This is a genomic window from Umezawaea tangerina, from assembly GCF_003002815.1.
Taxonomy (GTDB): domain Bacteria; phylum Actinomycetota; class Actinomycetes; order Mycobacteriales; family Pseudonocardiaceae; genus Umezawaea; species Umezawaea tangerina.
The window spans coordinates 262,349-289,118 of sequence record NZ_PVTF01000001.1 but is presented as its reverse complement, the minus strand read 5'-3'; the positions used below and the strand labels follow the sequence as shown (position 1 = coordinate 289,118).

General features: G+C 72.4%; 32 protein-coding genes. 16 read left to right on the top strand and 16 right to left on the bottom strand.

Going from position 1 to position 26,770, the window contains the following annotated elements:
• Position 1: 1 nt before the first annotated feature.
• The 3 genes from CLV43_RS01350 to CLV43_RS01340 are packed head-to-tail and all read right to left on the bottom strand — an operon-like array spanning position 2 to position 2,733.
• Entirely contained in the window at positions 2–682 is a 681-nt protein-coding gene (locus CLV43_RS01350) for an IclR family transcriptional regulator (protein ID WP_106185105.1), read from the bottom strand.
• Positions 683–688: 6 nt separating this feature from the next.
• Complete coding sequence (locus CLV43_RS01345) at positions 689–1,870, bottom strand: fumarylacetoacetate hydrolase family protein (protein ID WP_106185104.1); 1,182 nt, start codon at positions 1,868–1,870, stop codon at positions 689–691.
• Positions 1,867–2,733: a hypothetical protein gene (locus CLV43_RS01340; RefSeq protein ID WP_425445711.1), complete on the bottom strand. Its 867-nt coding sequence runs from the start codon at positions 2,731–2,733 to the stop codon at positions 1,867–1,869. Before CLV43_RS01340 ends, CLV43_RS01345 begins: the two co-directional genes overlap by 4 nt.
• A gap of 68 nt (positions 2,734–2,801) precedes the next feature.
• Here CLV43_RS01340 and CLV43_RS01335 point away from each other — a divergent pair, with 68 nt between their 5' ends.
• Genes CLV43_RS01335 through CLV43_RS01300 form a run of 10 tightly spaced genes read left to right on the top strand, consistent with a single transcriptional unit; the run spans position 2,802 to position 12,662 of the window.
• Complete coding sequence (locus CLV43_RS01335) at positions 2,802–3,980, top strand: homogentisate 1,2-dioxygenase (protein ID WP_106185898.1); 1,179 nt, start codon at positions 2,802–2,804, stop codon at positions 3,978–3,980.
• 38 nt (positions 3,981–4,018) lie between these two features.
• Entirely contained in the window at positions 4,019–5,305 is a 1,287-nt protein-coding gene (locus tag CLV43_RS01330) for an SWIM zinc finger family protein (protein WP_106185102.1), read from the top strand.
• Positions 5,306–5,358: 53 nt separating this feature from the next.
• Positions 5,359–5,535 (top strand): hypothetical protein, encoded by a 177-nt coding sequence (locus CLV43_RS47570; RefSeq protein ID WP_170155660.1) that lies wholly within the window; start codon positions 5,359–5,361, stop codon positions 5,533–5,535.
• Complete coding sequence (locus CLV43_RS01325) at positions 5,532–5,882, top strand: hypothetical protein (RefSeq protein ID WP_106185101.1); 351 nt, start codon at positions 5,532–5,534, stop codon at positions 5,880–5,882. Before CLV43_RS47570 ends, CLV43_RS01325 begins: the two co-directional genes overlap by 4 nt.
• Positions 5,879–6,412 (top strand): hypothetical protein, encoded by a 534-nt coding sequence (locus CLV43_RS46940; protein WP_146174609.1) that lies wholly within the window; start codon positions 5,879–5,881, stop codon positions 6,410–6,412. The genes CLV43_RS01325 and CLV43_RS46940 overlap by 4 nt, the downstream gene beginning before the upstream one ends.
• Positions 6,409–6,654 carry a hypothetical protein gene (locus CLV43_RS01320; RefSeq protein WP_106185100.1) on the top strand — a complete coding sequence of 82 codons (246 nt, stop codon included), beginning with the start codon at positions 6,409–6,411 and terminating at the stop codon, positions 6,652–6,654. Before CLV43_RS46940 ends, CLV43_RS01320 begins: the two co-directional genes overlap by 4 nt.
• Positions 6,651–8,081 carry a DUF5691 domain-containing protein gene (locus tag CLV43_RS01315; protein WP_146174608.1) on the top strand — a complete coding sequence of 477 codons (1,431 nt, stop codon included), beginning with the start codon at positions 6,651–6,653 and terminating at the stop codon, positions 8,079–8,081. The genes CLV43_RS01320 and CLV43_RS01315 overlap by 4 nt, the downstream gene beginning before the upstream one ends.
• Positions 8,078–9,190: an ATP-binding protein gene (locus CLV43_RS01310; RefSeq protein WP_211304192.1), complete on the top strand. Its 1,113-nt coding sequence runs from the start codon at positions 8,078–8,080 to the stop codon at positions 9,188–9,190. Before CLV43_RS01315 ends, CLV43_RS01310 begins: the two co-directional genes overlap by 4 nt.
• Positions 9,190–11,469, top strand: a complete 2,280-nt coding sequence (locus tag CLV43_RS01305) for a DUF5682 family protein (protein WP_106185097.1) — start codon at positions 9,190–9,192, stop codon at positions 11,467–11,469. Before CLV43_RS01310 ends, CLV43_RS01305 begins: the two co-directional genes overlap by 1 nt.
• Complete coding sequence (locus CLV43_RS01300; protein WP_106185897.1) at positions 11,466–12,662, top strand: VWA domain-containing protein; 1,197 nt, start codon at positions 11,466–11,468, stop codon at positions 12,660–12,662. The genes CLV43_RS01305 and CLV43_RS01300 overlap by 4 nt, the downstream gene beginning before the upstream one ends.
• Before the next feature lie 27 nt (positions 12,663–12,689).
• Here CLV43_RS01300 and CLV43_RS46935 read toward each other — a convergent pair whose 3' ends face one another.
• Both CLV43_RS46935 and CLV43_RS47565 read right to left on the bottom strand, forming a co-directional pair.
• Positions 12,690–13,172, bottom strand: a complete 483-nt coding sequence (locus CLV43_RS46935; RefSeq protein WP_146174607.1) for a hypothetical protein — start codon at positions 13,170–13,172, stop codon at positions 12,690–12,692.
• Positions 13,173–13,200: 28 nt separating this feature from the next.
• A complete protein-coding gene (locus tag CLV43_RS47565) occupies positions 13,201–13,686 on the bottom strand; it encodes a hypothetical protein (protein ID WP_106185096.1) in 486 nt (161 codons plus the stop codon).
• A gap of 99 nt (positions 13,687–13,785) precedes the next feature.
• Here CLV43_RS47565 and CLV43_RS01285 point away from each other — a divergent pair, with 99 nt between their 5' ends.
• From CLV43_RS01285 to CLV43_RS01270, 4 genes are all read left to right on the top strand, one after another.
• Positions 13,786–14,583 carry a DUF2470 domain-containing protein gene (locus tag CLV43_RS01285; RefSeq protein ID WP_106185095.1) on the top strand — a complete coding sequence of 266 codons (798 nt, stop codon included), beginning with the start codon at positions 13,786–13,788 and terminating at the stop codon, positions 14,581–14,583.
• A 43-nt stretch (positions 14,584–14,626) separates the two neighbouring features.
• Complete coding sequence (locus tag CLV43_RS01280) at positions 14,627–15,421, top strand: CPBP family intramembrane glutamic endopeptidase (RefSeq protein WP_106185094.1); 795 nt, start codon at positions 14,627–14,629, stop codon at positions 15,419–15,421.
• 138 nt (positions 15,422–15,559) lie between these two features.
• Positions 15,560–16,807, top strand: a complete 1,248-nt coding sequence (locus tag CLV43_RS01275; protein ID WP_245886054.1) for an arginine deiminase — start codon at positions 15,560–15,562, stop codon at positions 16,805–16,807.
• Positions 16,808–16,982: 175 nt separating this feature from the next.
• On the top strand, positions 16,983–17,540 hold the full coding sequence (locus CLV43_RS01270; RefSeq protein ID WP_106185092.1) for a ferritin: 558 nt from the start codon (positions 16,983–16,985) through the stop codon (positions 17,538–17,540).
• 69 nt (positions 17,541–17,609) lie between these two features.
• Here the strand turns inward: CLV43_RS01270 and CLV43_RS01265 are convergent, their stop codons facing one another.
• From CLV43_RS01265 to CLV43_RS01245, 5 genes are all read right to left on the bottom strand, one after another.
• Complete coding sequence (locus tag CLV43_RS01265; RefSeq protein ID WP_146174605.1) at positions 17,610–18,326, bottom strand: hypothetical protein; 717 nt, start codon at positions 18,324–18,326, stop codon at positions 17,610–17,612.
• Between the two features lie 2 nt (positions 18,327–18,328).
• On the bottom strand, positions 18,329–18,844 hold the full coding sequence (locus tag CLV43_RS01260; RefSeq protein ID WP_106185896.1) for a SigE family RNA polymerase sigma factor: 516 nt from the start codon (positions 18,842–18,844) through the stop codon (positions 18,329–18,331).
• 210 nt (positions 18,845–19,054) lie between these two features.
• Positions 19,055–19,393, bottom strand: coding sequence for a DUF952 domain-containing protein (locus CLV43_RS01255; RefSeq protein WP_106185090.1), 339 nt, complete (start codon positions 19,391–19,393; stop codon positions 19,055–19,057).
• Positions 19,394–19,464: 71 nt separating this feature from the next.
• Entirely contained in the window at positions 19,465–20,415 is a 951-nt protein-coding gene (locus CLV43_RS01250; protein ID WP_106185089.1) for a DUF5926 family protein, read from the bottom strand.
• Between the two features lie 56 nt (positions 20,416–20,471).
• On the bottom strand, positions 20,472–21,251 hold the full coding sequence (locus CLV43_RS01245; RefSeq protein ID WP_211304191.1) for a glycerophosphodiester phosphodiesterase: 780 nt from the start codon (positions 21,249–21,251) through the stop codon (positions 20,472–20,474).
• 126 nt (positions 21,252–21,377) lie between these two features.
• Here CLV43_RS01245 and CLV43_RS01240 point away from each other — a divergent pair, with 126 nt between their 5' ends.
• Entirely contained in the window at positions 21,378–22,577 is a 1,200-nt protein-coding gene (locus tag CLV43_RS01240) for a cytochrome P450 (protein WP_106185087.1), read from the top strand.
• Here the strand turns inward: CLV43_RS01240 and CLV43_RS01235 are convergent.
• Positions 22,567–22,758, bottom strand: a complete 192-nt coding sequence (locus tag CLV43_RS01235; RefSeq protein WP_425445710.1) for a DUF397 domain-containing protein — start codon at positions 22,756–22,758, stop codon at positions 22,567–22,569. The two genes, CLV43_RS01240 and CLV43_RS01235, sit on opposite strands and share 11 nt — an antisense overlap.
• Positions 22,759–22,772: 14 nt before the next feature.
• Positions 22,773–23,615, bottom strand: a complete 843-nt coding sequence (locus tag CLV43_RS01230) for a helix-turn-helix domain-containing protein (RefSeq protein ID WP_106185086.1) — start codon at positions 23,613–23,615, stop codon at positions 22,773–22,775.
• A gap of 90 nt (positions 23,616–23,705) precedes the next feature.
• Between CLV43_RS01230 and CLV43_RS01225 the strand changes: the two genes are divergently transcribed.
• Entirely contained in the window at positions 23,706–23,951 is a 246-nt protein-coding gene (locus CLV43_RS01225; RefSeq protein WP_106185085.1) for a hypothetical protein, read from the top strand.
• Here CLV43_RS01225 and CLV43_RS01220 read toward each other — a convergent pair.
• From CLV43_RS01220 to CLV43_RS01205, 4 genes are all read right to left on the bottom strand, one after another.
• Positions 23,930–24,832, bottom strand: coding sequence for a DUF4328 domain-containing protein (locus tag CLV43_RS01220; protein WP_106185084.1), 903 nt, complete (start codon positions 24,830–24,832; stop codon positions 23,930–23,932). The genes CLV43_RS01225 and CLV43_RS01220 overlap by 22 nt on opposite strands.
• Positions 24,833–24,834: 2 nt before the next feature.
• Positions 24,835–25,173, bottom strand: coding sequence for a rhodanese-like domain-containing protein (locus tag CLV43_RS01215; RefSeq protein WP_106185083.1), 339 nt, complete (start codon positions 25,171–25,173; stop codon positions 24,835–24,837).
• Between the two features lie 80 nt (positions 25,174–25,253).
• Positions 25,254–26,192 carry a hypothetical protein gene (locus tag CLV43_RS01210; protein WP_106185082.1) on the bottom strand — a complete coding sequence of 313 codons (939 nt, stop codon included), beginning with the start codon at positions 26,190–26,192 and terminating at the stop codon, positions 25,254–25,256.
• Entirely contained in the window at positions 26,192–26,683 is a 492-nt protein-coding gene (locus CLV43_RS01205) for a SigE family RNA polymerase sigma factor (protein ID WP_106185081.1), read from the bottom strand. The genes CLV43_RS01210 and CLV43_RS01205 overlap by 1 nt, the downstream gene beginning before the upstream one ends.
• Between the last annotated feature and the right edge of the window lie 87 nt (positions 26,684–26,770).

Genomic DNA, 26,770 nt, shown 5'->3' with positions numbered 1-26,770 from the left:
GCTACTTGAGCGCGGCCGCCACGTCCTGCGCGGCCCGCACGACCTGCGGCCCGATGGACTCGCCGTCGAGCCTCTCCAGCGCCACCACGCCCACGCTGGCCCGCAGTCCGGGCACGCCGCGCACGGGTGACGCGACGCCGTAGGCGCCGGGCTGGAGCTCGCCGGTCGACTGCACCCACTGCCGGACGTCCACGGGCAGCCCGATGGCCTTGCCCGCCGCGCCGCGGTGCACCGGGTGCCTGCTGCCGACCCGGTAGGCCACGTGGAAGGCCGTCCAGGACGGTTCCACGACGGCGACCGCCTGCGCCTCGCTGCCGTCCGCCACGGTCAGGTGCGCGGTCGCGCCCACCTGGTCCGCCAGCTCCCGCAGCGCGGGCTGGGCGGCCTGCCGCAGCTGCGGCAGCACGTTCGCCGCCAGCCGCAGCACGCCGAGCCCGAGCCGCACCTTGGAGCCCTCGCGCCGCACCAGTCCCCTGGACTGCAGCGGCACCAGGAGCCGGTAGACCGCGGCCCGGCTGGCGCCGATGGCGGCCGCCAGCTCGCTGATGCTCGGCGCGTCGGTCTCCGCGTCGGCGACGGCCTGGAGCAGGGCGAGGCCCCGTTCCAGGGTCAGCGAGCTCTCCTTCGAGGGCGTCACCGGAACGGGCGCGCGGCCGCGGGGGTCCGAGTGCGGTCTGACCAAGGTCTTCTACTTCCCGTCGGCGGGCTCGATCGTGCCGACCACTTCGGCGAGGCCGACCAGCGAGCCCTCCTCGCCGGGGGCGGTCGCGGTGATGCGCACCGTGTCGCCGTCCTCGAGGAAGGTCCGCTCGCTGCCGTCGGACAGGGCGACCGGCTGCTCGCCGCCCCAGCTCAGTTCGAGGAACGAGCCGCGCTCGTCGCGTTCCGCCCCGGAGACCGTGCCGGACGCGATGAGGTCTCCCGGTCGCACCGTAGCGCCGTTGACCGACAGGTGCGCGAGCTGCTGGGTGAACGTCCACGACTGCTCGCGGAACGGGGGCCGCGAGACGACCGTGCCGTTCCACTCGACCTCGATGCTCAGGTCGAGCCCCCACGACTGGTCCTCGACGAGGTAGTCGTGCAGCGGGTTGGGCAGCGGCGGCGGGGTCACCCGCGCCACCGCGAACGCCTCCAGCGGGGTGATCCACGCGGAGATCGAGGTGGCGAACGACTTGCCGAGGAACGGGCCGAGCGGCTGGTACTCCCACGCCTGGATGTCGCGGGCCGACCAGTCGTTGAGCAGGACGACGCCGAACACGTGCTCGGCCGCGCGGGAGGTGGACAGCCGCGAGGCGACCGGCCCGCCGCACACGAAGCCGACCTCGGCCTCGATGTCGAGCCGCCGGGACGGTCCGAACTCGGGGTTCGGGTGGCCGCGGCGCTGGCCGTGCGGGCGGACCACGTCCGTGCCGGACACGACGACCGTGCCCGCACGGCCGTGGTAGCCGATCGGCAGGTGCGTCCAGTTCGGCGGCAGCGCGGAGGAGTCCGGCCGGAAGATCTTGCCGACGTTCTCCGCGTGGTGGCGCGAGGAGTAGAAGTCCACGTAGTCCGCGACCGAGAACGGCAGGACCGCGCCGGTCAGCGGCACCAGCTCGGCGCCGCGCGGGGCGGCCGTGGCCGCGACCAGCTCGACCACGCGGGCGCGCAGCTCGCTCCACACCGGCCGGCCGGCGGCCAGCAGCGGGTCGAGCGTGTCCGCGGCCACCAGGTCGGCCAGCCGGTCGCCGAAGTACCCGGCGAGCGGTCGCAGCGGCACGGCCCGGTCGCCGACGCGGACCGCCACCCCGGCGTCGACGACGCCGTAGGGCAGCGTCTGCGGCCCGAACGGCTCGTCGCGGTCGAACGCGGGTGCGTCGACCCAGCTCACAGCAGACCCAGGTCGTCGAGGTCGGCGATCGGGTCGGCCAGCGAGCAGGAGCCGTAGGACGCGAAGACGCCGCGGACGGCGTGGGCGGCCGGGTCGGTCAGCTCGTTGGCCTCGGCGGACAGCGCCTGGGCGTCGGTGCTGCCCAGCGCCTCCCGCACGTCCCCGCCCGACAGCGACCTGGCGGTGGCCACCAGCAGGTTGAGGAACCCGTGGTGGGTGAAGCCGGTGGCCTCGTCGGTCTGCCGGACGGCGTGGTGCAGGCCCGCGGTGGCCTTGAACGCGACCCCGCTGTGGCTCACCACCGCGAGGAAGTCCGCGACCTCGTCGACACTCGGGAAGTTCTCCTTGCTGACCCCGCCGCAGCGCAGCTTGGGCCAGCTCCCGTGCTCGATGACGCGGCGCACGCCGTCGAGCCACTCGGCGCCGCCGCGCCGGGGCTCGACCACGCGGATCACGTCCTCGGGCACGAACTCGGAGACGCGTTCGAGCCACACCTCGTCGACGTCGGAGGGGGCGGGCATCTCGACCATCCGCAGCGCGAGGAGCTCGCTGCGGGACTCGACGATCGACACGGCCTTGGGGACACCGCCGAGGCCGGTGTCGATGACCAGCGACAGGGCGATGGGCTTCACCGGCTTGACCTTGATCAACTCGGTGATCAGCTCGGCCAGACGTGACGCTGGACACAGGAACAGGCCCATGGCGCCGGCCCACTCGCCGACACGCGCGTCGAGGTGCCCGCGCACCGCGTCGGGCATGGACGCGTTGCCCGGCGGGAACAGGGCGGCATCGTCGACAAGCCTTGCCAGCAGGGGCGGAGTACCGCGTGGACCTGGCGCACGGAGTTCGAAGGCGCTTGACACGGCTGACACGCTAGTGGCGTATCGGTCAATGAACAAAGATGTCCGACTATCGAACGCCCGGAGTGATCATGGCGTACTACCGCCAAGTCGGTGAGATCCCCCGAAAGCGCCACACCCAGTTCCGCGATCCGGACGGTGGGCTGTACGCGGAAGAGCTCATGGGCGTGGAGGGCTTCTCGGCCGACTCCGCACTTCTCTACCACCGGTTCCTGCCCACCGCGATCGTGGACGCGCAGACCGTCGAGGACACCCGCGGCGCCACCTCGCCGAACCTCCCGCTCAAGCCGCGCCACTTCCGGACACCCGCGCTGAGCTGGCCCGACGGCGAGGTGGACGCGGTCACCGGCCGTCGCACGCTGTTCGGCAACGCCGACGTGACGATCGGGTTCGTGGTCGCGAACGCGCCCAGCCCGCTCTACCGCAACGCCGCGGGCGACGAGCTGCTCTACGTCCGGGCGGGCAGCGGGACCGTGGAGACCATCTACGGCGCGATCACCGTGGGCGACGGCGACTACGTCGTGATCCCCACTTCGTGCACCTACCGGGTGGTTCCCGACGAGCCGATGGACGTGCTCGTCCTGGAGGCCACCGGGCACATCGGGCCGCCGAAGCGGTACCTGTCCGCGAAGGGGCAGTTCCTGGAGCACTCGCCGTACTGCGAGCGCGACCTGCGCGGCCCGGTGGAGCCGCTGCTGGTCGACGGCGAGGACGTCGACGTGCTCGTGCGGCACCGCGCGGGGCTGACCAGGTTCACCTACGCCAACCACCCGTTCGACGTGGTCGGCTGGGACGGCTGCCTGTACCCGTGGGCGTTCAACATCCGCGACTTCGAGCCGATCACCGGGCGCGTGCACCAGCCGCCGCCGGTGCACCAGACGTTCGAGGGGCCGAACTTCGTGGTCTGCTCGTTCTGCCCGCGCAAGGTCGACTACCACCCGCTCGCGGTCCCGGTGCCCTACAACCACGCGAACGTGGACTCCGACGAGCTGATGTTCTACGTCGGCGGGAACTACGAGGCGCGCAAGGGCTCCGGCATCGGCATCGGGTCGCTCTCGCTGCACCCGTCGGGCTGCACGCACGGCCCGCAGCCCGGTGCCGTCGAGGCGTCGCTGGGCGTCGAGTACTTCGACGAGACCGCCGTCATGGTCGACACGTTCCGCCCCTTGGAACTGGGTGAGGCAGCGCTGGCGACGGAGGACCCGAAGTACGCGTGGTCGTGGGCTCGCAGGGGTCCTGACCTGGACTAAGACCGTTCTTGTCGGTGCCCTGCTCTAGCGTTTCGACCATGGACGCACAGGCAGTGCTGGAGCAGGCGCCGGACGGTCAGGTGGCGAGCAGCGCCACCCGGCTGGCCGCCACCGCGGGGTGGAGCGGCACCGGCCGGACGGCGGCTCTGCTGTGGGGTTTGTGCCCCGGCAGCGGCAAGAACCCGTACCGGGTGTGCGTCGACCTCGGCGACCGGTCGACCAAGTGCTCCTGCCCGTCGCGGAAGTTCCCGTGCAAGCACGCGGTGGCGCTGCAACTGGTGCACGTCCGGGGCGACGTGCCGGTCGCCGACGCGCCGCCGGACTGGGCCGACGGCTGGCAGGCGAGGCGGAACGCGCCCGCGGCTCCCGCGGACTCCTCGCCGGAGGCCGTGCAGCGGCGCGCGCGGGCGAAGGAGAAGACGGCCCGCGACCGGGCCGAGGCGGTGCGCGGCGGCGTGGCCGCGCTGCGCGACTGGCTCAGCGACGTCGCGGGGTCCGGCGTGGCCGGGCTGCCGGGGCGCGACGCGGCCTGGTGGCACTCGATCACCGCGCGGATGGTCGACGCGCAGGCGCCAGGTCTGGCCGCGGCGGTCGGCGGGCTGCGCGAGGTCGTGGCCGCGGGAGGCCCGCAGTGGGCCGTGGACGCCGCGGATCGGCTCGGCGGCCTCCACCTGCTGGCCACGCTCTCCGAGGGCGCTGACGGGCCGCTGGGCGACGTTGTGCGGGCCCGGCTGGGGTTCCCCGTGCCGGAGGAGCGGGTGCGGGCATCACCGGGCTGGTCGGACCGCTGGGTGGCCCTGCTGCGGATGGAGACCGACGACGGCCTCGTCCGGTCGGTCCGGCAGTGGAGCTGGGGCCGCGACCGCGCGGAGTGGGTGGTCGGCATCCGGTACGCGGCCGGTGGCGCGAAGCCCGCCCCGTCGCTGCCGCACGGCCGCGAGGTGACGGGCACGCTGCACCCGTACCCCGGCGTGGCACCGCGCCGGGTCGCGGTGGGTGAGCTGCTCGCCGAACGGCCCCCCGAGGCCATCCCGGTACCCATGACCTGGCGGGAAGCCCTCGCCGGCCTCGAACCGGCCCTGCGCGCGGACCCGTGGCAGCGCGTGCACCCGCTGGGCTGCGCCGCCGTGCGCCCGACCGCCGACGTCCGGTTCCTGGTCGACGTCGGACAGCGGGCACTGCCCGTCCGCGGCGACGCCGCCCTCGACCGCGCCCTGGCCATCACCGGCGGCGAACCGTTCGACGCCTGGGGCCTCTGGGACGGCCACGACCTCCGCGTCGGCGCCGTCGCCGAACCCGGCAAGGCCCCCGAGGTCGTCGGATGACCTCGCCCCAAGACCACTTACTGCCCGTTGGGCAAGTCATCGGAGGACATCGCGTGAACGCCCGGACCGAGTGGGACGAGATCGTGCAGCGGCTGCTGGCGGGCGGGCAGCGGCCGGGGTGCACGCCGAAGCGGACCACCACCCGCTCCCTGCTCCCCCGCCACGGCCGCCGAACCGTCCCGGTCGCCCTGACCGCGCCCGCGACCTGCCAGCCCGAGGTGTCCGCGTGAGCGCGACGGTCAAGCGCAACCACACGACCTGGCGCCTACTGGTCGGCACCCGGCCCGCGGGGACGCGGGTGCTGGTCAGCCGCACCGGGCGTGCCGTGACGACCGTGCCGACCGACCGCTCCAGGAGGATCACGCCCGCGACCACCCTGGTACCGACCAGCCGCACCGAACAAGTCGCGCCCACGACCACCGACGTGCCGGACAACCGCACTCGGCAGAGCGCTACCGGCCACGAAGTGGTCGGCGCCTTCGACGCACGAGTACCGGCTCACCAAGACACGGAAGCCGTGGCGCCGCGCGCGTTCCGGCTACTCGGCATCCGCCCTTCCTCCGGAGGCGCGGCATGAGCACCGCATTCACCGGGAGCCGCACGACTTGGTGGTTGTCCGGTGGCACCAAGCTCTCCGGCGCGAGGGTGCTGGTCGACCGCACCTGCTGGGCCGCACCCACGCCTACCGACATGCTGGACAGCCGCGCTCGACAGAGCGCTACCAGCCACGAGGCGGTCGACACCTTCAGCGCACGAGTCACCGACTCACCACGACGCCGAAGCGGTGGCGCCGCGCGGGTTCCGGCTGCTCGGCATCCGTCCTTCCATCGGAGGCGCGGCATGAGCACATTCGCTCGGAACCGCACGACCTGGTTGTTGCCCGCCGGCACCATGCCCGCCGGCGCGCGGGTGCTGGTCGACCGCACGTGCTGGGCCGCACCCACGTCTACCGATGTGCTGGACAGCCGTACTCGGCACAGCGCTACCGGCCACGAGGTGGTTGGCCTCTTCGACGCACGAGTACCGGCTCACCAAGACACGGAAGCCGTGGCGCCGCGCGGGTTCCGGCTGCTCGGCATCCGTCCTTCCATCGGAGGCGCGGCATGAGCACCGCATTCACCGCGAGTCGCGGGACCTGGTGGCTGCCCGCCAGCGCGCGGGTGCTGGTCGACCGCACCAGCTGGGCCGCGCCCACGACCACCAGGGCGCCGGACAGCCGCACGGGGGCGACCGGTGGTCACGAGGCCGGTGTCGGCGCGGCGGTGCCGGCTCGCCGTGCCACCGACGCCGGCTCGTCCCGCACGCGTCGGCTGCACGGCTTCCCGAGCGCGGTCGGAGGGGCGGTATGAGCGTGCGGGAGGAGTGGGACGAGGTGGTGCGGCGGTTGCTGGTCGGCGCCCATCGAAGCGGGGTGGAGCCGGGGGTGTTGTTGGACGACTGCGCGGCGTTGGGGGTCGCCGGGTTCGGGGCGGCGTTGCCGGTGGTGGTGGACGTGGGTGGGTTGGCGGTGGCGCCGCGGGTGGACGAGCGGGTGGTCGGGGAGGCGGCGCGGGACGTGTTCGCGCAGATCGTGGCGGCCGACGACCAGGTGCTGCTGACCGAGTGGTGCGGCAAGGCGCGGGCGGCGGGTGAGGTGGCGGAGCACCGGGCGCTGCCGGAGCTGCTGGTGCTGGGGACGACGCATCCGGGGCTGCGGTCGGCGGTGGCGGCGGTGCTCGGGTCGCGCGGGCGGTGGTTGGCGGGGACGCGGACCGGGTGGGCGTGGGCGACGGGGTCCGGGGTGTCGGCGGACCTGGTGGACCTGGACGAGGTGCTGGACCTGCCGGGGTCGCAGCGGTTGGCGGCGTTGCGGCGGTCCCGCCGGGCGGATCCGGTGGGGACGCGGGAGTTCCTGGCCGAGCAGTTCGAGGTGCAGCGGCGGGCCGCGGACCGGCAGGTGCTGGTGAGCGCGTTGGAGACCGGGCTGTGCGCCGAGGACGAGCCGCTGCTGGAAACGGCGCTGGACGACCGGGCGATCGGCGTGCACGACGAGGCGTTGCGGCTGCTGCGGGCGTTGCCGGGGTCCGCGCTGGCCGAACGGGCCGCCGAACGGCTGCACCGCGGTCTGTGGCTGACGACGGACGGGTTCGACGTGCAGTCCGACGAGCTGTGGGCGGAGGCGCTGACCAGCCCCGAGGAGTCGCGCGACCTGCTGAAGGACGGTTCCGAGTCCGGGGTGGCGGGCCGGTTGCGGGCGGCGGCGGCGAGCGTGCCGCCGTCGCACTGGACGAACCGGCTGTCGACCGACGACGAGGGCGCGGCGGCCGTGCTGTCACGTGGACCGTGGGCGGCGGCGCTGCTGCGCGGGGTGGTGCAGCGGCTGCTGCGGGCGGTCGACGCGAGCCCGTGGGCGGTGGCGGCGACGCAGACGCTGACCGGCATGGAACAGCTGGAGATGCTGGCGGCGCTGCCCGCCGAGCTGTCCGCGCGGACCGTGATCGCGGTGTCGCACCAGTGGAACTACGACCTGCTCGACCACGCGTGCTCGCAGCTGCCCGCGCCGTGGTCGGCGGAGTCGACCGCCGCCCTGCTCGACCGCTACGCCGAGATGCGCGACCCCCGGTGGCGCGCGGGCCGCCCGCCCGCCGTGTTGCTGGCGAGGGGTGACGCGGAGGTGCTCGGCGCGAGCTGGGCGCGGATCACCGAGCGGTGGCCGGAGCACTCGACGGAGCTCGACGTGCTGCGGCTGCGCATGCGACTGACCCAGGCTTTCGACCGGAAGGGACCCGTCCTGTGACGACCGAGACCGTGCTGCGGCCCGCCGCGGAACAGCAGTACGCCGCCGAGCTCGCGGCCCTGGCCGCCGCGGACGACCGCCCCCGCCCTCCCCGGTGGCGGATGTCGCCGCAGGCGGTGGTGACCTACGTGCTGGGCGGCACGCTGCCGGACGGCACCGTGATCACGCCGAAGTACGTGGGCAGCAGGCGGCTGGTGGAGGTCGCCGTCGGCACGCTGGTGACCGACCGCGCGCTGCTGCTGGTGGGCGTGCCGGGCACCGCGAAGTCGTGGCTGTCCGAACACCTCGCGGCGGCCGTGAGCGGCGACTCGACGCTCGTCGTGCAGGGCACCGCGGGCACCAGCGAGGAGTCCGTGCGGTACGGCTGGAACTACGCGCGGCTGATCGCGGAGGGGCCGAGCGAGGCGGCGCTGGTGCCGAGCCCGGTGCTGCGCGCGATGCGGACCGGCGCGGTGGCGCGGGTCGAGGAGCTGAGCCGGATGCCCGCCGAGGTGCAGGACTCGTTCATCACGATCCTGTCCGAGAAGGCGCTGCCGGTACCTGAGCTGAACCTGCACATCCAGGCCGTGCCGGGGTTCACCGTGATCGCGACGGCGAACGACCGCGACCGCGGCGTGAACCAGATGTCGTCGGCGCTGGCCCGCCGGTTCAACACCGTCGTGCTGCCGCCGCCCGCGACCGAGGACGACGAGGTGCGGATCGTGTCGTCGCGGGCGGGCCAGCTCGGCCGGGCGTTGCAGCTGCCCGCCGAGCCGCCGGCGCTGGACGAGGTGCGCCGGGTCGTGCGGATCTTCCGCGAGCTGCGCAACGGGTCCACCGTGGACGGCCGCACCCAGCTGAAGTCGCCGAGCGGCAGCCTGTCGACGGCGGAGGCGATCTCGGTGATCGCGGGCGGCATGGCGCAGGCCGGTCACTTCGGCGACGGGACGCTCGGCGCGGACGAGCTGGCGTCCGGGCTGCTCGGCGCGGTGGTCAAGGACCGGGTGTCCGACAGCGCGGTGTGGCGGGAGTACCTGGAGGCCGTGGTCAAGGAGCGCGTCCAGTGGCGCGACCTGTACCGGGCGTGCCAGGACCTGGACACGTCCGGCTACTCGGTGAGCGGCGCCTGATGGCCCCTCGCGACCAGGTCCGGCGGGACCGGGCACTGCCGGACCGGGTGGTGCTGCTCGGCATCCGGCACCACGGCCCCGGCTCGGCCCGCATGGTCGCGGCCGCGCTGGCGGCCGTGCGCCCCGAGGTCGTGCTGATCGAGGGCCCGCCGGAGGGCGACGCGCTGCTGGAGCACCTGCCGTCGCTCATGCCGCCGGTCGCCCTGCTGCTGCACGACGAGGCGGAGCCGTCGTCGGCCGCGTTCTGGCCGTTCGCCGAGTTCTCCCCGGAGTGGCGGGCGATGACGTGGGCGCACGACAACGGCGTCCCGGTGCGGTTCTTCGACCTGCCCGCCTCCGCGTCGCTCGGCGAGGAACCCCGAGAGGAACGCGGCGGGGAGCCCGGTGAGGAGTCCGGTGCGGAGTCCGGGCCGCGCGCGGTGCTCGACCCGTTGGGCGTGCTCGCGGAAGCGGCCGGGTTCGACGACCCCGAGCGCTGGTGGGAGGACGTCGTCGAGCACCCCACGGGAATCCAGCTCGGCAGCGCCGATCCCCGCGACCTGGCCGCCGCGGTCGCGGAGGCGATGGGGGCGCTGCGCGAGGAGTTCGCCGACCAGGTGGACGACCGGACGCTGCGGCGCGAGGCGTTCATGCGGCAGTCGCTGCGCAAGGCGCTGAAGGAGACCGAGGGGCCGGTCGCGGTGGTGTGCGGGGCGTGGCACGTGCCCGCGCTGCGCGTGCTGCCGCCCTCGACGGCGGACGCGGCGCTGCTCAAGGGGCTGCCGAGGCGGAAGGTGTCGGGCACCTGGGTGCCGTGGAGCCACGGGCGGCTGGCGACGTCGTCGGGCTACGGCGCGGGCGTCGACTCCCCCGGCTGGTACGCCCACCTGTGGGAGTGCGCGGACCGGGGCGACTCGGTGCCGCGCTGGTTCGCCCGCGCGTGCTCGGTGCTGCGGGAGGAGGACCTGCCCGCGTCCACGGCGAACGCGGTCGAGGCCGTGCGGCTGGCGGAGACGCTGGCGGCGTTGCGCGGCAGGCCGTCGCCGGGGCTGTCGGAGATCAGCGAGGCCGCGTTGGCCGTGCTCTGCGGCGGCGACGAGGTCCACCTGCGGCTGGTGCACGAGAAGCTGGTGATCGGTGAGCGCCTGGGCGAGGTCGGCGCGGGTGTGCCGACCTCACCGCTCGCCGCGGACCTGGCCCGGTCGCAGCGCAGGCTGAAGTTCCCGCCGAGCCTGGAGGGCAAGCAGATCCGGCTGGACCTGCGCAAGGACAACGACCGGGAGCGGTCGAAGCTGCTGCGCAGGCTGGCGGTGCTGGGCGTGCCGTGGGGCAGGCCGGACCGGACGCGGACGCTGGGCACGTTCGCCGAGGCGTGGCAGCTCCGCTGGGACCCCGGCTTCGCCGTGTCGCTGGCGGGCGCCGCCCGGCACGGCACGACGGTCGAGGCGGCGGCGGACCGGGTGCTGCGGCAGCGGGCGGCGGCCGCCGACCGGGTGGCCGTGGCGGCGGAGGTGCTGTCCGAGGCGGTCGGCTGCGAGCTGCCGGTCTCCGTGCTCGCGGCGCGCAGCGCGCTGGACCGGTGCGCGGCGGCCGCGACGGACGCGGTGGAACTGCTGGGCGCGCTGCCCGACCTGGCCACGACGGTCCGGTACGGCTCGGTCCGCGGCACGGACCCGGAGCTGCTGCGGGTGGCGCTGCACGGGCTGCTGGCCCGCGGCGCGGTCGGGTTGCCGCTGGCCTGCCGGGGCGTGGACGACCACACCGCCGAACGGGCGCTGGCCGCGGTGAACGGGGCGGACGACGCGGTGCGGCTGGCCGCGGACGAGGAGCACCAGGCGACGTGGCGGCGGGCGCTGCTGTCGCTGGTGGGGATGCCGGACGCGCACGGCCTGCCGACCGGCCGGGCGACCAGGCTGCTGTGGGAGTCGGGCGACCTGGACACGGCGGCGGTGGCTACCCGGCTGCACCGGGCGACGTCGTGGAACGGCGGCACGGCGAGCGGGGCGACGGCGTTCGTGTCGGGGTTCCTGCGCGGGTCGGCGGCGCTGCTGGCGGCCGACGCGCGGCTGTTCGACCTGGTCGACGAGTGGCTGTCGGGGTTGGCGCCCGCGGACTTCGACGACGCGCTGCCGTTGCTGCGCAGGGCGATCAGCGACTTCAGCGCGGCGGAACGGCGGTTGCTCGGCGAACGCGTGCTGGGGTCGCCGGGGAGCCCGGCGGTCGCGGGCGAGTGGGACGAGGCGATGGCGGAGCGGTTGTCGGGGCACGTGCGTGCCCTGCTGGCGGGGGTGGGCGGATGACCGAGGTCGTGGCGCAGGACTCGGAGCGGGCGCGGCGGTGGCGGCTGCTGCTCGGCCCGGCGGCCGAGTGCGTCGGCGGGCTGAGCGAGGACGACCAGCGGCGCGACGGCGCGCTGACCGGCCTGTACGGCGGTGGCGCGCCCCCGGAGGGCACGGGTGGTGGCGGGTCCGAGGGCAAGCGCAGCGCGGGGCTCGGTTCCAGCGCGCCGGTACTGCACCGATGGCTGGGCGACGTGCGCAAGTACTTCCCCACGTCCGTGGTGCAGGTGATGCAGCGGGACGCCGTCGACAAGCTCGGTCTGCGCCAGCTGCTGCTCGAACCCGAGCTGCTGTCGAGCGTCGAACCGGACGTCAGCCTCGTCGGCACCCTGGTGTCGCTGTCCTCCGCGATCCCCGCCCGCACCCGCGACACCGCGCGGGCCGTGGTGCGCAAGGTCGTCGAGGACATCGAGCGCAGGCTCGCCGACCGCCTCGTGGCGGCCGTCCGCGGCGCCGTCGACCACGGTCGGCGCACCCGCCGCCCTCGACCGTCCGATGTGGACTGGCCGACGACGATCAAGGCCAACCTCCGCCACTACCAACCGGAGCAGCGCACCCTCGTCGTCGAGAACCTGCTGGGCCGCAAGCGCCGCAACCGCTCGGCCGCGCTGCGGGACGTGGTCCTGCTCGTCGACCAGTCCGGCTCCATGGCCGAGTCCGTCGTCTACTCGGCCGTCATGGGCGCCTCGCTCGCGTCCCTGAAGTCCATCGACACCAAGCTGGTCGTCTTCGACACCGAGGTCGCCGACCTCACCGAGACCCTGGACGACCCGGTCGACCTGCTGTTCTCCACGCAGCTGGGCGGCGGCACCGACATCAACCGCGCGGTCGCCTACGGCCAGTCGCTGGTCACCAGACCGACCGACACCGTCATGGTCCTCATCAGCGACCTCTACGAGGGCGGTGTCGCCCACGAGCTGCAACGCCGGGTCCGCGAGCTCGTCGCCAGCGGCGTCACCCTCGTCGTCCTGCTCGCCCTCTCCGACAGCGGCACCCCCGCCTACGACCACGAGCTGGCCGCCAAGCTCACCGCGCTCGGCGCCCCCGCCTTCGCCTGCACCCCGGACCGCTTCCCCGACCTGCTCGCCACCGCTCTGCGCCGGGAGGACGTGGCCACCTGGGCCGAGCAGTCGGGCATTCCCGTCGGGCGCTGACCGGGGGTCGTACCGGCGGGCAGGACGTCAGCGGATCACGATGCGGCCGAGGATGAGGTAGAGGCACTGCTCGGTGATCACGGCCGTGCGGCCGGTGGCGTCGGGGCCCGCCATCCAGAGGCGGCCGGTCTTGCGGACGTGGTCGCGGACGCGTTCGGGCATCTCCGAGACGCGCAGGTAGGTGCGGTCGGAGCCGGGCATCTCCAGGTAGGCGTGGCGGCCGATGCGGGCGCGGCCGGGGACGAAGGTGGCTTCGACGGCGTGCCAGGTGTGGTCGCGGATGAGGCGTTGGACCTTGGAGCGGCCGAAGAGGTGGCGCAGGCCGGGGACGGCCAGCTCGACGCAGAACGGCAGCAGGATGAAGACCCACTTGGAGTCCAGCGCGATCCACAGGGTGACGACGAGCAGGGCCGCGCCGACCGCCATGGACAGGTAGCCCAGGGCGCGGTGGTCGGCGCGCGCCATGCAGCGGGTCGTCCACTCGTCGCTGATCGTCTCCGCGGTGCTCATCACCTCTACAGATACCCCATGGCGTTGATCAACCAAACACCCGCGTCAGCACCTTGGCGTGGAACAGCTTCGGGACGCCGCGGAACGCGATGACCGTGTTCCCCCGGTCGTCGGGGTCGACGAGCCAGGCGCGGCGGTGGCGGCGGACGCGGCCGCGCAGCACGGGGCCGATGCCCTGGACGGCCAGGACGACCGGGCGGGTGCCGGAGACGACGACCAGCCTGCCGTCCCAGCGGATCTGGACCTGGTTCCACGGCTCGTCGGCCAGGATCATCCCAATGGGTGGACGTCGGCGGAGGGCGAAGGCGAAGACGACGGCCGAAACGGCCAGCAGGACGACCGGGAGGACCGACGACGTGCCCACCCGGAACACCAGCACGAGCTGGCCGACGAACGCGAGCACACCGACGTAGACCCAGGTCAGAGCCCTTCGACTTGCGCGGTCGAGGCATTGCTGGGTCCACTTGTCGTAGCGCGCCGCTCCTTCGGTGGACGGCTTGTTCGGCACGGCCACAGGCCACCTCCGCCTGACGGGAAAGAGGTTACGACGGGTGAAGGACTTCCGTCTCCAGGCAATTCCAAGTTAGGCTCACCTAACCTAAGGAGGTGAGCGGTGACCGAGCACCGACGACCGCCGGCCCCGCACGCGGCCGAGCGCGCCCGCACGATCGCCGCCAGGGGCGGCCGCGCCGCACTGCTGCCCTCCACGGGTGACACCTCCGAGGGCGCGCGGATCACCCCGCTGCTGCACCACGTGCACCCGAGCGGGAACGCGATGCTGCTGATGGCCGACGACCACCCGTTGGTGGCGTCGGCGTGGCAGGCGCCCAGGGCCGAGGTGACGGCGATGCTGGAGGTCGCCGACCACGCCCCAGTGCAGCTGCGCGAGCCCGTCCGCGGGCTGCTGTGGATCACCGGGTGGCTGCGCGCGCTCGACGGCCAGGAGGCGCGCGACGAGGTGCTGTCCGTTGTGGACCAGCGCGCCGACCCCCGGCTGCTGGACGCGGGCCACGGCGCCACGGTGCTGCGGCTCACCCCCGCCTCGATGGTGATCGCCGACGCCGAGGGCACGAGCTCGCTGCGGCCCGAGCAGTTCGCCGCCGCGACGCCGGACCCGTTCTGCGCGCACGAGGACCACTGGCTGCGGCACCTGGAGCTCTCGCACCGGGACGTGGTGTCGATGCTCGCGAAGCACCTGCCGGAGGAGCTGCGGGGCGGTCACGTCCGGCCGCTCGGCCTCGACCGGTTCGGGTTGCGGCTGCGGGTCGAGGCGCCGGACACCGACCACGACGTGCGGATCGCGTTCTCCCGACCGGTGGAGTCGGCGAAGGAGCTGTCGGTGGAGCTGCGCAGGCTCGTCGGCTGCCCGTTCCTCGCCCAGACGGGACAGGCCCAGAGCGGCACGGCGTGACGGCGCAACAGCGTCGACACACCGGTCGGGCTAGCTTGCACTGGTGAACTGGCTGGCACCCCAACGCCCTGAGTTCCCCGAGCAGCTCCCGCAGGAGCAGCACCGCGGCTACCAGGTCGAGTTGCTGATCGTCTTCAGCGTGACCCTCGGTCTTTCCGGACTGCACAGCCTGGTCCGGCTGCTCGACAGCCTCCTGCAACCCGTGCCGCTGAACCAGCAGTCGGTCGCGCTCAACGTCCCGCAGGCCCGCTTCGACCTGCTGGACCTCGTCGCCCAGCTGCTCAGCGTGCTGCAGCTCGCGGCGTGGGGCGGGCTCGGGCTGTACCTGCTGTGGCGCGGCGGCATCAAGCTGCGGATGATCGGTCTCGACCGCACCCGGATCGGCCCGGACGCGCTGGGCAGCGTCGGGCTGGCCGCGGTGATCGGCATCCCCGGCCTGGTGTTCTACCTGATCGCCTACAACCTCGGCCTCAACCTCCAGGTGCAGCCGTCGGTGCTCGACGAGACGTGGTGGCGCACGATCGTGCTGATCCTGGCCGCGGCGGGCAACGCGTGGGCCGAGGAGGCGCTGGTCGTCGGCTACCTGCTGACCCGGTTCCGGCAGTTCGGCTGGTCGGAGAACAAGGCGCTGGTCGCGTCGTCGGTGCTGCGCGGCTCCTACCACCTCTACCAGGGCTTCGGCGGTTTCCTCGGCAACGTCGTGATGGGCCTGGTATTCGGCCGGGTCTGGCAGCGGACCAACCGGTTGTGGGTCCTGGTGCTGGCGCACACACTGCTCGACGTGGCCGCTTTCGTCGGCTACACGCTGCTCCGCGGCCACGTGTCGTGGTTGCCGTAACCGCGCGCAACGATTCGCCGGTCGACTGGACTAATTGCTGAACGATTCGCTACCAAGAGGCATTCTTACGATCGACTTCACGCAATTTAGGCCACTTCCAGCAGATTATTTCTCCGCGAACGGGCTACCCTCCGAAATGTGACTGCGCACATCGCTGAGACGGAAGCCATCGTCGGCTCACCCCGCCCCGCCCCCAGGGTGGAGAGCGAGGTCGGACCACTGCGGACGGTGCTGCTGCACCGGCCGGGCAACGAGCTCAAGAGGCTCACGCCGCGCAACAACGACCAGTTGCTGTTCGACGGCGTGCCGTGGCTGGCGCGCGCCCAGGAGGAGCACGACGCGTTCGCCGAGGTGCTCACCGCGCGCGGCGCCGAGGTGCTGCTGCTGTCGGACCTGCTGGTCGAGGCTCTGACCGACCAGCGGGCCCGGATCTCGGGCATCCACAGCGCGGTCAACGAGCGGCGGCTGGGCATCGACCTGGCCGACGCGCTGCGCTCGCACCTGTCGACGCTTGCCGCGGAGCCGTTGGCGCAGGCGCTGATGACGGGCATGACGTTCGAGGAGCTGCCCGCCGCGGAGGGCGCGTCGCTGGTGCGCAAGATGCACCACCCGATCGACTTCGCGGTCGACCCGCTGCCGAACCTGCTGTTCACCCGCGACTCGTCGGTGTGGGTGGGCGACCGGGTCGCGATCACGTCGCTGGCGCTGCCCGCGCGCGACCGCGAGACGGCGCTGACGGACCTGATCTACGCCTACCACTCGCGCTTCCGCAAGACCGGCCGCGCGTACGGCGCGCACTCGGCGCCCGTCGAGGGCGGCGACGTGCTGCTGCTGGCGCCCGGCGTGCTGGCCATCGGCGTCGGCGAGCGGACCACGCCCGCGGGCGCGGAGTCGTTCGCCCGGTCCGCGCTGGCCGACGGCCTGGCGCACACCGTGCTGGCGGTGCCGATCGTGCAGGAGCGCGCCACGATGCACCTGGACACCGTGTGCACGATGGTCGACCGCGACGCCGTGGTCATGTACCCGGCGGTGCGCAACACCCTGTCCGCCTACCCGGTGCGCTCCGACGGCAGCGGCGGTGTGGTCGTGGACGGCCCGGTGCCGTTCCTGGAGGCGGCGGCCGAGGCGATGGGCATCGAGCGGCTGCGGGTGATCGACACCGGCCTCGACCCCGTGACCGCCGAGCGCGAGCAGTGGGACGACGGCAACAACACGCTCGCCGTGGGTCCCGGCCTGGTCGTGGCCTACGAGCGGAACGTGGAGACGAACGCCCGGCTGGAGGACGCGGGTGTCGAGGTGCTGCGGATCAGCGGCTCGGAGCTGGGTTCCGGTCGCGGCGGCCCGCGGTGCATGTCCTGCCCCATCGACAGGGCCGCGCTGACCTGAGATCGTCGTCGCGGTGGCGTGGCGCGGATCGGGTGGCGACATCCGGTCCACGCCGCGCAAGCGTTTGTCCGACACCATTCGTAGGTTTGCCTAAGCTTTCTTCGGCAATCCTCACCAAACGCACCGAAGCCTTACCTCAAATGCATTCTAGCCCTATTTGCGTTACGGTCGCAGGATGGCACTCAACGTGAAGAAAATCGGCACGAAGACGAACAAGTTCCACCAGTTGCTGCAGGCCCAGGTGCGCAACGAGTTCACCGCCTCGCAGCAGTACATCGCCGTGGCGGTCTGGTACGACTCGGCCGACCTGCCCAGGCTGGCGTCGCACTTCTACAAGCAGGCGCTCGAAGAGCGCAACCACGCCATGATGATCGTGCAGTACCTCATGGACAACGGCCTCCCGGTGACCATTCCCGGTGTCGACGACGTGCGCACGGACTTCGCCGCCGCGCGCGAGCCGGTCGCGCTCGCGCTCCAGCAGGAGAAGGACGTCACCGAGCAGATCGTCGTGCTCGCGAAGACGGCCCGCGACGAGGGCGACTACATCGGCGAGCAGTTCCTCCAGTGGTTCCTCAAGGAGCAGGTGGAGGAGGTCGCGTCGATGAGCACGCTGCTCACCGTGATCGACCGCGCCGAGGGCAACCTGTTCCACGTGGAGAACTTCCTGGTGCGCGAGTCCGTCGGCGAGGAGGCCGACTCGGGCGCGCCCCGCGCGGCCGGTGGCGTCCTCTGACGACCCGACCGCTCACCCGAGCGCCATCGGACGGCGTCCTCCCCGAAAGGGGCGGGCGCCGTTCCGGCGTCAGGTCAACGCGCATTCGGCGGTCGTCAGCTGCATGCGCACGGTGGTCACCCGGTCGGTCAGCGAATGGGTTTTCCGGCCGTTCTCGACGATGAACTGGTAGAGCCACGGGAACGGGTTGTCGGTGGTGAAGCTGAATCCCTCGTCGTATTCGACGGCGGCCGGGTAGCGCATCTTCACGTCGGCGACCGTCGCCCCCACGCTGATGCCCATCGAGGTCTTCGCGTAGTCCGGCAGCGTGATCCGCACGACCCCCTTCACCGGTGAGATGACCACCGGGGTGGAGATGTTCGGCTGCGTGTCGCTGAAGTAGATGTGGCACCCGTCCGGGTCGTCCGGGCCGGGGGTGAGCAGGCCGGTGGCGAGGGCGTCCGCCTCGCTCATGCCGAGGTGCAGCTTGCCGTAGCCGACCTGTCCGCTCGTCGGCGCCTGCGGGTTCTTGGGGGAGGACTCCTCCTGGGCCGGGCGGCTGCTCGTCGTCGTGGTGAGCACGGGTCCGGCGGGCTCCATCGAGACGCCGCCGCCGACACCCGCCAGCGCGATGCCGCCTGCCACCAGCGCCGCCACGGCGAACGTGCCGCCCGCGCTGGCCAGCATCATCCGCTTGCGCCGCACCCTGCGCGCACCGGTCACGACGGCCTGGTCGGCACCCGACCTGACCTGGATGTCGAGCCGTTCGTCCCGGAACAACCTGCGCAGCTCGTCGTCGAGGTCCACCGTCACTCCCTCCCGTCCGCGAATCCGCCCAGCTTCGCCCGCAGCGTGGCCATGGCCTTGCTGTTCTGGCTCTTGACCGTGCCCTTCGTGACACCGAGCGAGGCCGCGATCTCGGCCTCGGACAGGCCCTCGTAGAACCTCAGCACGACGACCGCGCGCTGGCGCGGCGGCAGCTCCCGCATCGCCTGCCACAGCGGCTCGTGCTCCAGCCGGTCGAACTGGGGCGAGGCCGCCGAGTCCGGGAACTCGGCCACCAGGTTCTCCCGGCGGAACCGCCGCCACCGGCTGACGTGGCCGTTCGCCATGGACCGCCGCACGTAGGCCAGCGGGTCCGGGCCCTTGCCCAGCACCGCCTGCCACCGCGACCCGACCTTCTCCAGCACACCCTGCACGAGGTCCGCGGCGTCGTGGGGGTTGCCGGTCAGCGCGTGGCCGTACCTGAGCAGTCCCGGCAACGACACGCGCACGAACTCGGCGAAGTCCTCCACGGCGGCCCGCTCCCCGCCGAGGCCCGCCATCCATCCGGTGCCGTCCCCCACGACTCCGAAATGCGCTGGTGCGACCACGGCACGCCCCTGTTCCCGACAGCCCCCACGACTGTCGACGACACGCACACGCCCGAGTCGGGGGAACGGTTGCCACTTTCGGGGTAGGTCGGAAATCACGCCCGCTTCCGCGAATGCCACGCAACCCCCACGCCTGTGGAACGTCCTTGGTTGCCTGGCGGCTCAAAATGACTTCGGGAGCCTCAGCACACCGTCGGCGTCGGGCGGGAAGTCCAGGACGCGCACGACCGAATCCACCGGTACCGGTCCGTACACGTGCGGGAACCACACGCCCGTCGGGTGCTCGGGGTTGCCGGGCTCCCAGCGCACCGGCAGCCCGGCCGGGTCGACCACCAGCAGCAACAGGTCGGTGCGGCCCGCGTAGAACAGGTTCGCGGGCAGGTGGACGCTGCCGGGGTCCGAGCAGTGCACGAACCCGACCTCGGCGAGCGAGTCCGGCCGGATCTCACCGCGTTCGCGGGCGGCGGCCCACTCCGCGGGATCGCTGATGTGCAGGATCATCTATCCACATCCCCTGTGGACAACGTTGTGGACAACCTCGGGGAGCGGCTTCCCGCTCCCCGAGGGACCTCCTAGCGCAGGGTGATCTGACGGCCGCGCAGACCCTCGCGGGCCCGCCGCTCGGCGTCGGTGATCGGCTCGTCCTCGACGCTGGCCAGCGCGTCCAGCAAGCGCTTGCCCAGTGCCTCGGCCGGACCGGCCCACTCGGTGGCGTGCATCTCGCGGTCGAGGTCCCACACCGGCACGACCAGGCCGTGCGCGCGGAACGAGCCCGCGTAGCGGGAGCCCTCGCCGAGGTCCAGCTCACCGCGCACGTGCAGCCGCGCCATGGCGTTGAGCAGCTTCTCCTCGGCCTCCGGGCGGACCCAGCGCAGGTGCGCCTTGTCGCCCGCGTCGACCCAGTAGGCCGCCTTCACGCCGGGGGCGTCCACGCGCGCGGTCGGCAGGATCGCCGAGTTCGCCCGTTCGAGGGACAGCGCCACCTCGCCGGTGGGCTGGTTGTCCGGCGGCATCCACCACGCGAAGTCGTCGTGCAGCTCGGGGCTCAGCTCGGCGTCCACGTCCAGGACGTCCTGGAGACGGCCGGGGTTCTCGCCGTTGTCGGGGCCGACGACGGACAGCGCCTCGCCGGTCTCGGCGTCCTCGGCCCACCGGATGGCGCGGGCCAGGTCGCGGCTGATGTCACCGGACCTGATCTGCACCTGGAGGCCGACGAACGCCGTCCCGTCGCCGCGGACCAGGCCTGCCGCCGCCATCGGCAGCACCGTGGCCAGCGTGATCTCGCGGTCGCCCTTGGCCAGCGGCAGCTTCACCGTCGCCGACGGCACGAACTCGCGCAGCGCGATCAGCTCGCACTCCGCGGCCAGTCCCTCGAACGGGCGCGACACCATCACGTCGCCGGGTCCGCCTTCGGAGCCGTGGCAGGCCTTGTACCTCTTGCCGGAGCCGCACGGGCACGGCTGGCGGGGGTTGATCCCGTCAGTCGGCTTCGCAGCGTTCTTCACGGCCGTCCGCTTGGCCACCGTTGGCCCTCCTCGCGCTCGCAGTCAGGGCGCAAAGTTATCCGACCGCGACCTGCTCATCCCAGTTGGGCGGCGGTCTCGCGGATCGCGGACAGGTAGCCGCGGGTCCTGATGGGCGAGTTCGTGGCGAGGAACCGCACCCCGAGGTCGCGGCACAGCTCGACGTCCTCGGCCGTGTCGACGGTCCAGACGTACGTGTCGTGCCCCTGCGCGCGGCTGCGCTCGACGTAACCGGGGTCCACCCGCAGCAGCTCCACGTCGGGGCCGGTGTAGTCGGCCCACGGCGGCAGCCACCCGTCGCGCCCCTGCTCCCCCATCTTCTCGATGAGCTGCACGGTCGGCAGGCGCGGCGCGTACTCGCGCAGCTTGCGCACGGCGAGCGTGGAGAACGACATCAGCACCACCCGCGCGTCGTCCTTGGTCGCGGGCCTGGACAGGCCGAACCGGCCGAGCGTCGCGGCCACCTTCGACTCGATCCGGCCGGGGAAGCGCGCGGGGTGCTTGGACTCCACGAACACCGTGAGGTCCGGCCTGGAGGCGACGACCAGCTCCAGCAGGGCGTCGAACGTCAGCACGCGCTGCGGCTCGCCGTCGCGCCAGCTGCCGAAGTCCAGCTCGGACAGCTGGGCCAGGGTCATCTCGCTGACCCGGCCGGTGCCCGACGAGGTGCGGTCCACGACGTCGTCGTGGATGCAGACCAGGTGGCCGTCGGCGGTCAGCCGCACGTCGCACTCGATCCCGTCCGCCCCTTGTTCGATCGCGAGCTCGTAGGCCGCGAAGGTGAGCTCGGCCCGGTGCGCTGAGGCGCCGCGGTGGGCGACTACGAGAGGAGACACGAGCAGAAACTGTCCGTGACCTGGGGCTGAAGGGCAACTGTTGTTCCATGAATCACTCGATAACTATTTGAGCTGACAAGCACATTGCGTGGACTAACGGCCGATTGGCGACATAGCGTTCACCTCGTGACCGGTGCCCCGTTCGACCAGCAGGATCCGGCGTTCATCGCCGATCCCTACCCCGCGTTCGCCGCGCTGCGCGAACGCGGCGAGGTGCACTGGCACGAGGGCCTGGGCGTCGCCGTCACCCTGTCGCACGCGGCCGGTTCGGCGGTGCTGCGGCACCGCTCGCTCGGCAGGCTCTGGTCGGACGTGAAGCCGGTCGAGGCGTTCACGTCGTTCAACCTCCTGCACCGCAACTCGCTGCTGGAGAACGAGCCCCCGACGCACGGCAGGCTGCGCAGGCTGGTCGCGGCGGCGTTCGGCCGCGGGCACGTCGAACGGCTCAGACCCTGGATCGCGGACCTCTCCGACCGGCTGGTCGACGAGCTCCGCGCGAAGATCGCCGAACACGGGTCCGCCGACCTGCTGGCCCACGTCGCCGCGCCGCTGCCCGTCGAGGTGATCGCCGAGCTGCTGGGCGTGCCCGGTTCGGAACGCGCGCTGCTCCAGCCGTGGTCGAACGCGATCGTGAAGATGTACGAGTTCGGCCTGCCCCAGGAGAAGAGGGACGCCGCCGAGCGCGCGGCGGGCGAGTTCGTCGCCTACCTGCGCGAACTGGTCGCCCTGCGCCGCGGGCAGCCCGGCAACGACCTGGTCAGCGACCTCGTCGCCGTCACCGACACCGACGGCGGGCGGCTCACCGAGGACGAGCTGGTCGCCACCGCCGTGCTGCTGCTCATGGCGGGCCACGAGGCCACCGTCAACGTCATCGGCAACGGCGTCCTCGCCCTCATGCGCCACCCCGACCAGTGGCGCAGGCTGATCGCCGACCCGTCGCTGATGCCCACGGCCGCCGAGGAGCTGATCCGCTACGACTCGCCGTTGCAGCTGTTCGAGCGCACGGCGACCGCCGAGGTCGAGATCGCCGGCTACAAGCTGGAGCCCGGCGACAAGATCGCCGCACTGCTGGGCGCCGCCGCCCGCGACCCGCTGGTGTTCGCCTCACCCGACGCGCTGGACATCGGCCGCTTCCCCAACCAGCACCTGGGTTTCGGCGCCGGGATCCACTACTGCCTCGGGGCGCCGCTGGCGCGCATCGAGGTCGAGGCGGCGCTGGGCGCGCTGGTGCGCAAGCTGCCGGGGGCCGAGCTGGCCGCGGAACCGCGCAGGCGCGCGGAGTTCGTCATCCGCGGCCTGCACGAACTGCCGCTCGCTACGAGCTGAACGCCAGGAACGCCGCCCACGCGGACTCGGGGAACGTCAGAATCCCGGCCTCGGTGTTCTTGGAGTCCCGCACACCCACCACCGGACCGGTGTAGGACACCTCGACGCAGTTCCCGTTGTTGCCGTTACCGCTGCGACTGCTCTTGCGCCACACCACGCCGGTGAAGTCCACAGTGGACACAGCGATCGCCTCTTTCACTCTGGGCTGTACTGCTCGGCGAGCACCCGCTCGATAAGCGCGATCGACTCTTCGGAGTCCATTGCCTTGGAGGCCAAGTGCTCGAACTTGAGTTTAGCCTCCTTGACCTCGCCAAAGTCCTCGATGTGCAGGGAGCCAGTGGCGTACTCGATGTAGAGCACTTCGGGGTCTTTCGTCTCCGGAAAGCGCAGAAGGGTGAAGGCCCCCATCATCCCGTCATGCGCACCGATGTGGTTGGGCAGCACCTGGAGCTTGACCGTCGGCAACATGTTGGCGAGCAGCAGATGGCGCAACTGCCTGCGCATCACATCCACTCCACCGACCTCCTTGCGCAGGACGGCCTCGTCGATCAACGCGACCAGTTCCAACGGATCTTCCGAGTCCGTCAGCCGCAACTGCCGGATCAACCGCACAGCTACCTGGTTCTCGAACTGGAAACTCGACCGCTGCCGGTGGTGCACGTCGAAGAAGGCCCGCATGTATTCCTCGGTCTGGAGCAGACCGGGGATGCTGACCAACGCCAGTTCGCGCACCAGAGAAGCTTCGGTCTCGACATCGATGTACCCGAGGTCCTGGATGCCATAAGCAACCCACCAGCCCGGTTTGTTGGCGCGGCGGGTCTGTTCGACGAGGTCGGGGTCGTACTGGTCGTAGAGGTCCATCATCGACCTGACCAGGTGGATGTCGGCCTTGGTCTCGCCCTGCTCCAACCGGTGCAGGGTGCTGCGGGTCTTGTCCAGGGCGGCGCAGGCGTCGTCGAGGGTCATCTTCGCCTTCAGCCGCATCGCCTGGAACCGGTGCCCCAGGCGGCGACGGCGAAACGGCGGGCGTCGTGGCATCAGCCGATTATGGCGACGGGAAATCCACCGACGGGATTTCCACATCGCTTCACCGGATCGTGTGGATGTCCCGTGTGGACAGTACTTCCCATGGAGGCAAGCCTTTTCGCACTGGTGTCCGTCGACGACGAGCTGGCCGTGTTCGCCTACGGCATGGAGATAGCCGACGGCGACAAGACCGACGTGGTCATCTACCGGCGTGATCCGGAGTCGCGGAAGACGATGTTCGGGTTGCACGAGTCGGTCGCGCGAGCGGTGCGGTTCTGCTCGCGGCACGCGCAGGTGAAGGTGCTGTGGCTGGAGGACGAACTGGATCAGCGGGCGGAACCGGCGTAGCGGTGGGCGCGCAGGGGCGGCTCCGGGGCGTCCTTGACGCCCACCACGCGCATGAACCGCACCGCCGACGGGTCGACGGGCAGCAGCAGGGTGGTGATCCGGCGGACCAGCACGGCCGTCGTGATCGCCACCGACGCGGCGAGCAGGTCCGAGAACGCGTGCAGCAGCACGCCGTCAGCGAGGGCCTGCACGCTGGAGCGCAGCGACCAGAGCAGCGTGAACGCGACGAACAACGCCGTCGCGACCCACAGGGCCCACCAGATCCGGACGATCCGGGACGGGTTCGGGCGCTTGTCGACGGGTTCGCGCAGGGCGGCGTGCTCCAGCTCGGCGGCGACCGAGCCGGGGACGACCAGGTTCATGCCGGGCACGACCAGGCCGATGAGGACCTGGAGGTCCGAGCGGGACGGGGCGTACCCGACGGCGTCGGCCGCCGCGTCGCGGGCTCGGCGCAACCACAGCAGCGTCAGCACGATCGCCAGAGCCGCCGCGACCCACGCGACGATCGACGACGACACGACCATCGCGTCGGACAGCCCGACCGTGGTCGGCGACAGCGCGCCGAACCGGCTGAGCATCAGCAGGACGTACCGCCAGATCTCGCTGCCCGCGGCCCAGACCGACGTGACGGCCGCGAGCCCGAGCGCGTTCGCCGCCGCACGACCGCGGCCGCGGACCTGGTCGACCGAGACCGGCACCGTCGCGTCGCCCATGACCGACGTCGGCCACCGCCACGCGAGCAGCGGGAACCCCCACCTCGGCGGCACCGGGTACGACGGCGGGCCGAGGTAGCGGGGCAGGTACCGCGGCTGCCGACGCCGGTAGGCACCGGGAGGCGGGGTCGCCACCCAGTCCACGCGCAGCGGCTGCAGCGGTTGCATGATCAGATGACCTCGGGCTCCGCGCCACCGACGCCGCCCACCAGCGGGCGCCCCTGCGTCGCCCACTGCTGCATGCCGCCGTCGACGTTCACCGCGTCCCAGCCGTTCTGGTTCAGGTACTGGGTGACGCGGGCCGACCGGCCGCCCATGCGGCAGACCACGTAGAACTCGCTGTCGGCGGGCAGCTCCTCCAGCCTGCTCGCCAACTCGCTCATCGGGATGTGCAGCGCGTCGGGCGCGTGCCCGGCGGCCCACTCGTCGTCCTCGCGCACGTCGAGCAGCACCTTGCCCTCGGGCAGCTCCACCGGGACGTCCGACACTTCAACGTTTGGCACGGTCACGGTGTAGATGGTGCCACGACACGGCGTCGGGCGAGCGTGAGGAACCCGCCCGACGCCATGACCCCCAGGTGCTCCGCGGCTCACCACACCACGGAGGCGACTTCCTCCCCGACCGCCGTGAACTGCCTGTCGCTGAACGGCAGCGTCGCCCGGCCCTGGCCCAGGCGCTCGAACGACCCGTCGGCGTCGTTCACCCGGAGGTCGCGGGTGCCGAAGTTGCGCTGCACGATCTCCACGACGTGCCCGTTGGACCGGTAGACCCGCATCCGCTGCGTCAACGACTGGAACGGCTCGGACGGGATGACCGAGCTGTACTGGAGCACGGTGCCGTCGTCCCTGACCTGCCGGTGCGGCGGCGCGCAGTTGCCGGAGAGGAACGCCTCCCGGTCGGCTGCCTCCAGCGGTGTGCCGGAGTAGCGGCCCTCGCTGATCGTCAGGCTGCCGGTCCCGCCCGCGTCGGTCACGTCGACCCAGCGGTGGTGGGTGGGCTGCGCCGGGTCCGTCCCCAGGGTGGCGGTCTGCGGTTCGCCCGGCACCGCGACCCCGGCGACCTCGTCGATCGCCCTGTCGAACCGCTCCGCCGCCGTCGGCGTCACGGTGTCCCTCCCGAGGTCGACCACCACCTGCTCGTCCCAGTGCGAGTCGCACTGCGGGACCGCCAGGACCTCGCGCCCCGGTCCGGGCGGTGCGGACGAGGCAGGCTGCCAGGTGCCGTACGGCGTCTGCGGGGGCAGGGCGACCACGGGCCACCAGGCAGGCGGTCCCGAGGGGGTGGTCGTGCTCGTGACGACGGGTCCGTCGACCGGACCGTCGGCGGGCGGCGCGGACGTCGGGACCGAGCGCAGCGCGAACGCGGTGAACCCGGCGCCCGCGACGACGGCGACGACACCCGCGACGGCCCCGGCGCGCAGCGCGTACACCCGGCGCCTGCCGCGGCGCAGCACGTCGTCGAGGGCGGTGGTGGAGGGCGGCGCGGTCACGTCGGCCATCGCCCGCAGCTCCTCTTCGATGTCGGGCATCAGGCACGCTCCGCGGTGTCGGTGGTCAGGTAGGCGGCGCGCAGGGCGTCGAGGCCGCGGGCGGTCTGGCTCTTCACGGTCCCGGTCGAGCAGCCCATCGCCCGCGCGGCCTGCTCGACGGAGAGGTCGAGCACGAACCGCAGCACGAGCGCGGCCCGCTGCCGCGGCGGGACCTGCTGCAACGCCAGCACCAGCCCGTGCCGTTCGGGCGCGACCGGGTCGTGGGACACCACGTCCGGCGGCTCGGCCACCGACCGCTCGCGACCGCGGACCCGCCGCCGCGCGTCGAGGAAGATCCGGGTCATGACCGTCTGGAGGTACGCGTCGGCGCTGTCCCGGCGGACCCTCGGCCACTTCGCGTAGACCTTCACGAACGCGTGCTGGGCGATCTCCTCCGCCTCGGACCAGTTGCCGCACAAGGCGTACGCGGAGCGCCGGGCCTGCTCGAACCGGCCCGTGAAGAACTGGGAGAACTCGTCGTCGCGTCGCACAGCCCACCTACGCACTTGTGCGGAACGCGGTTGCACCGGCTTTTGAGTTTTCTTGAAGGTCGCCGGTGGACCCTCGTTCCGGGGGAG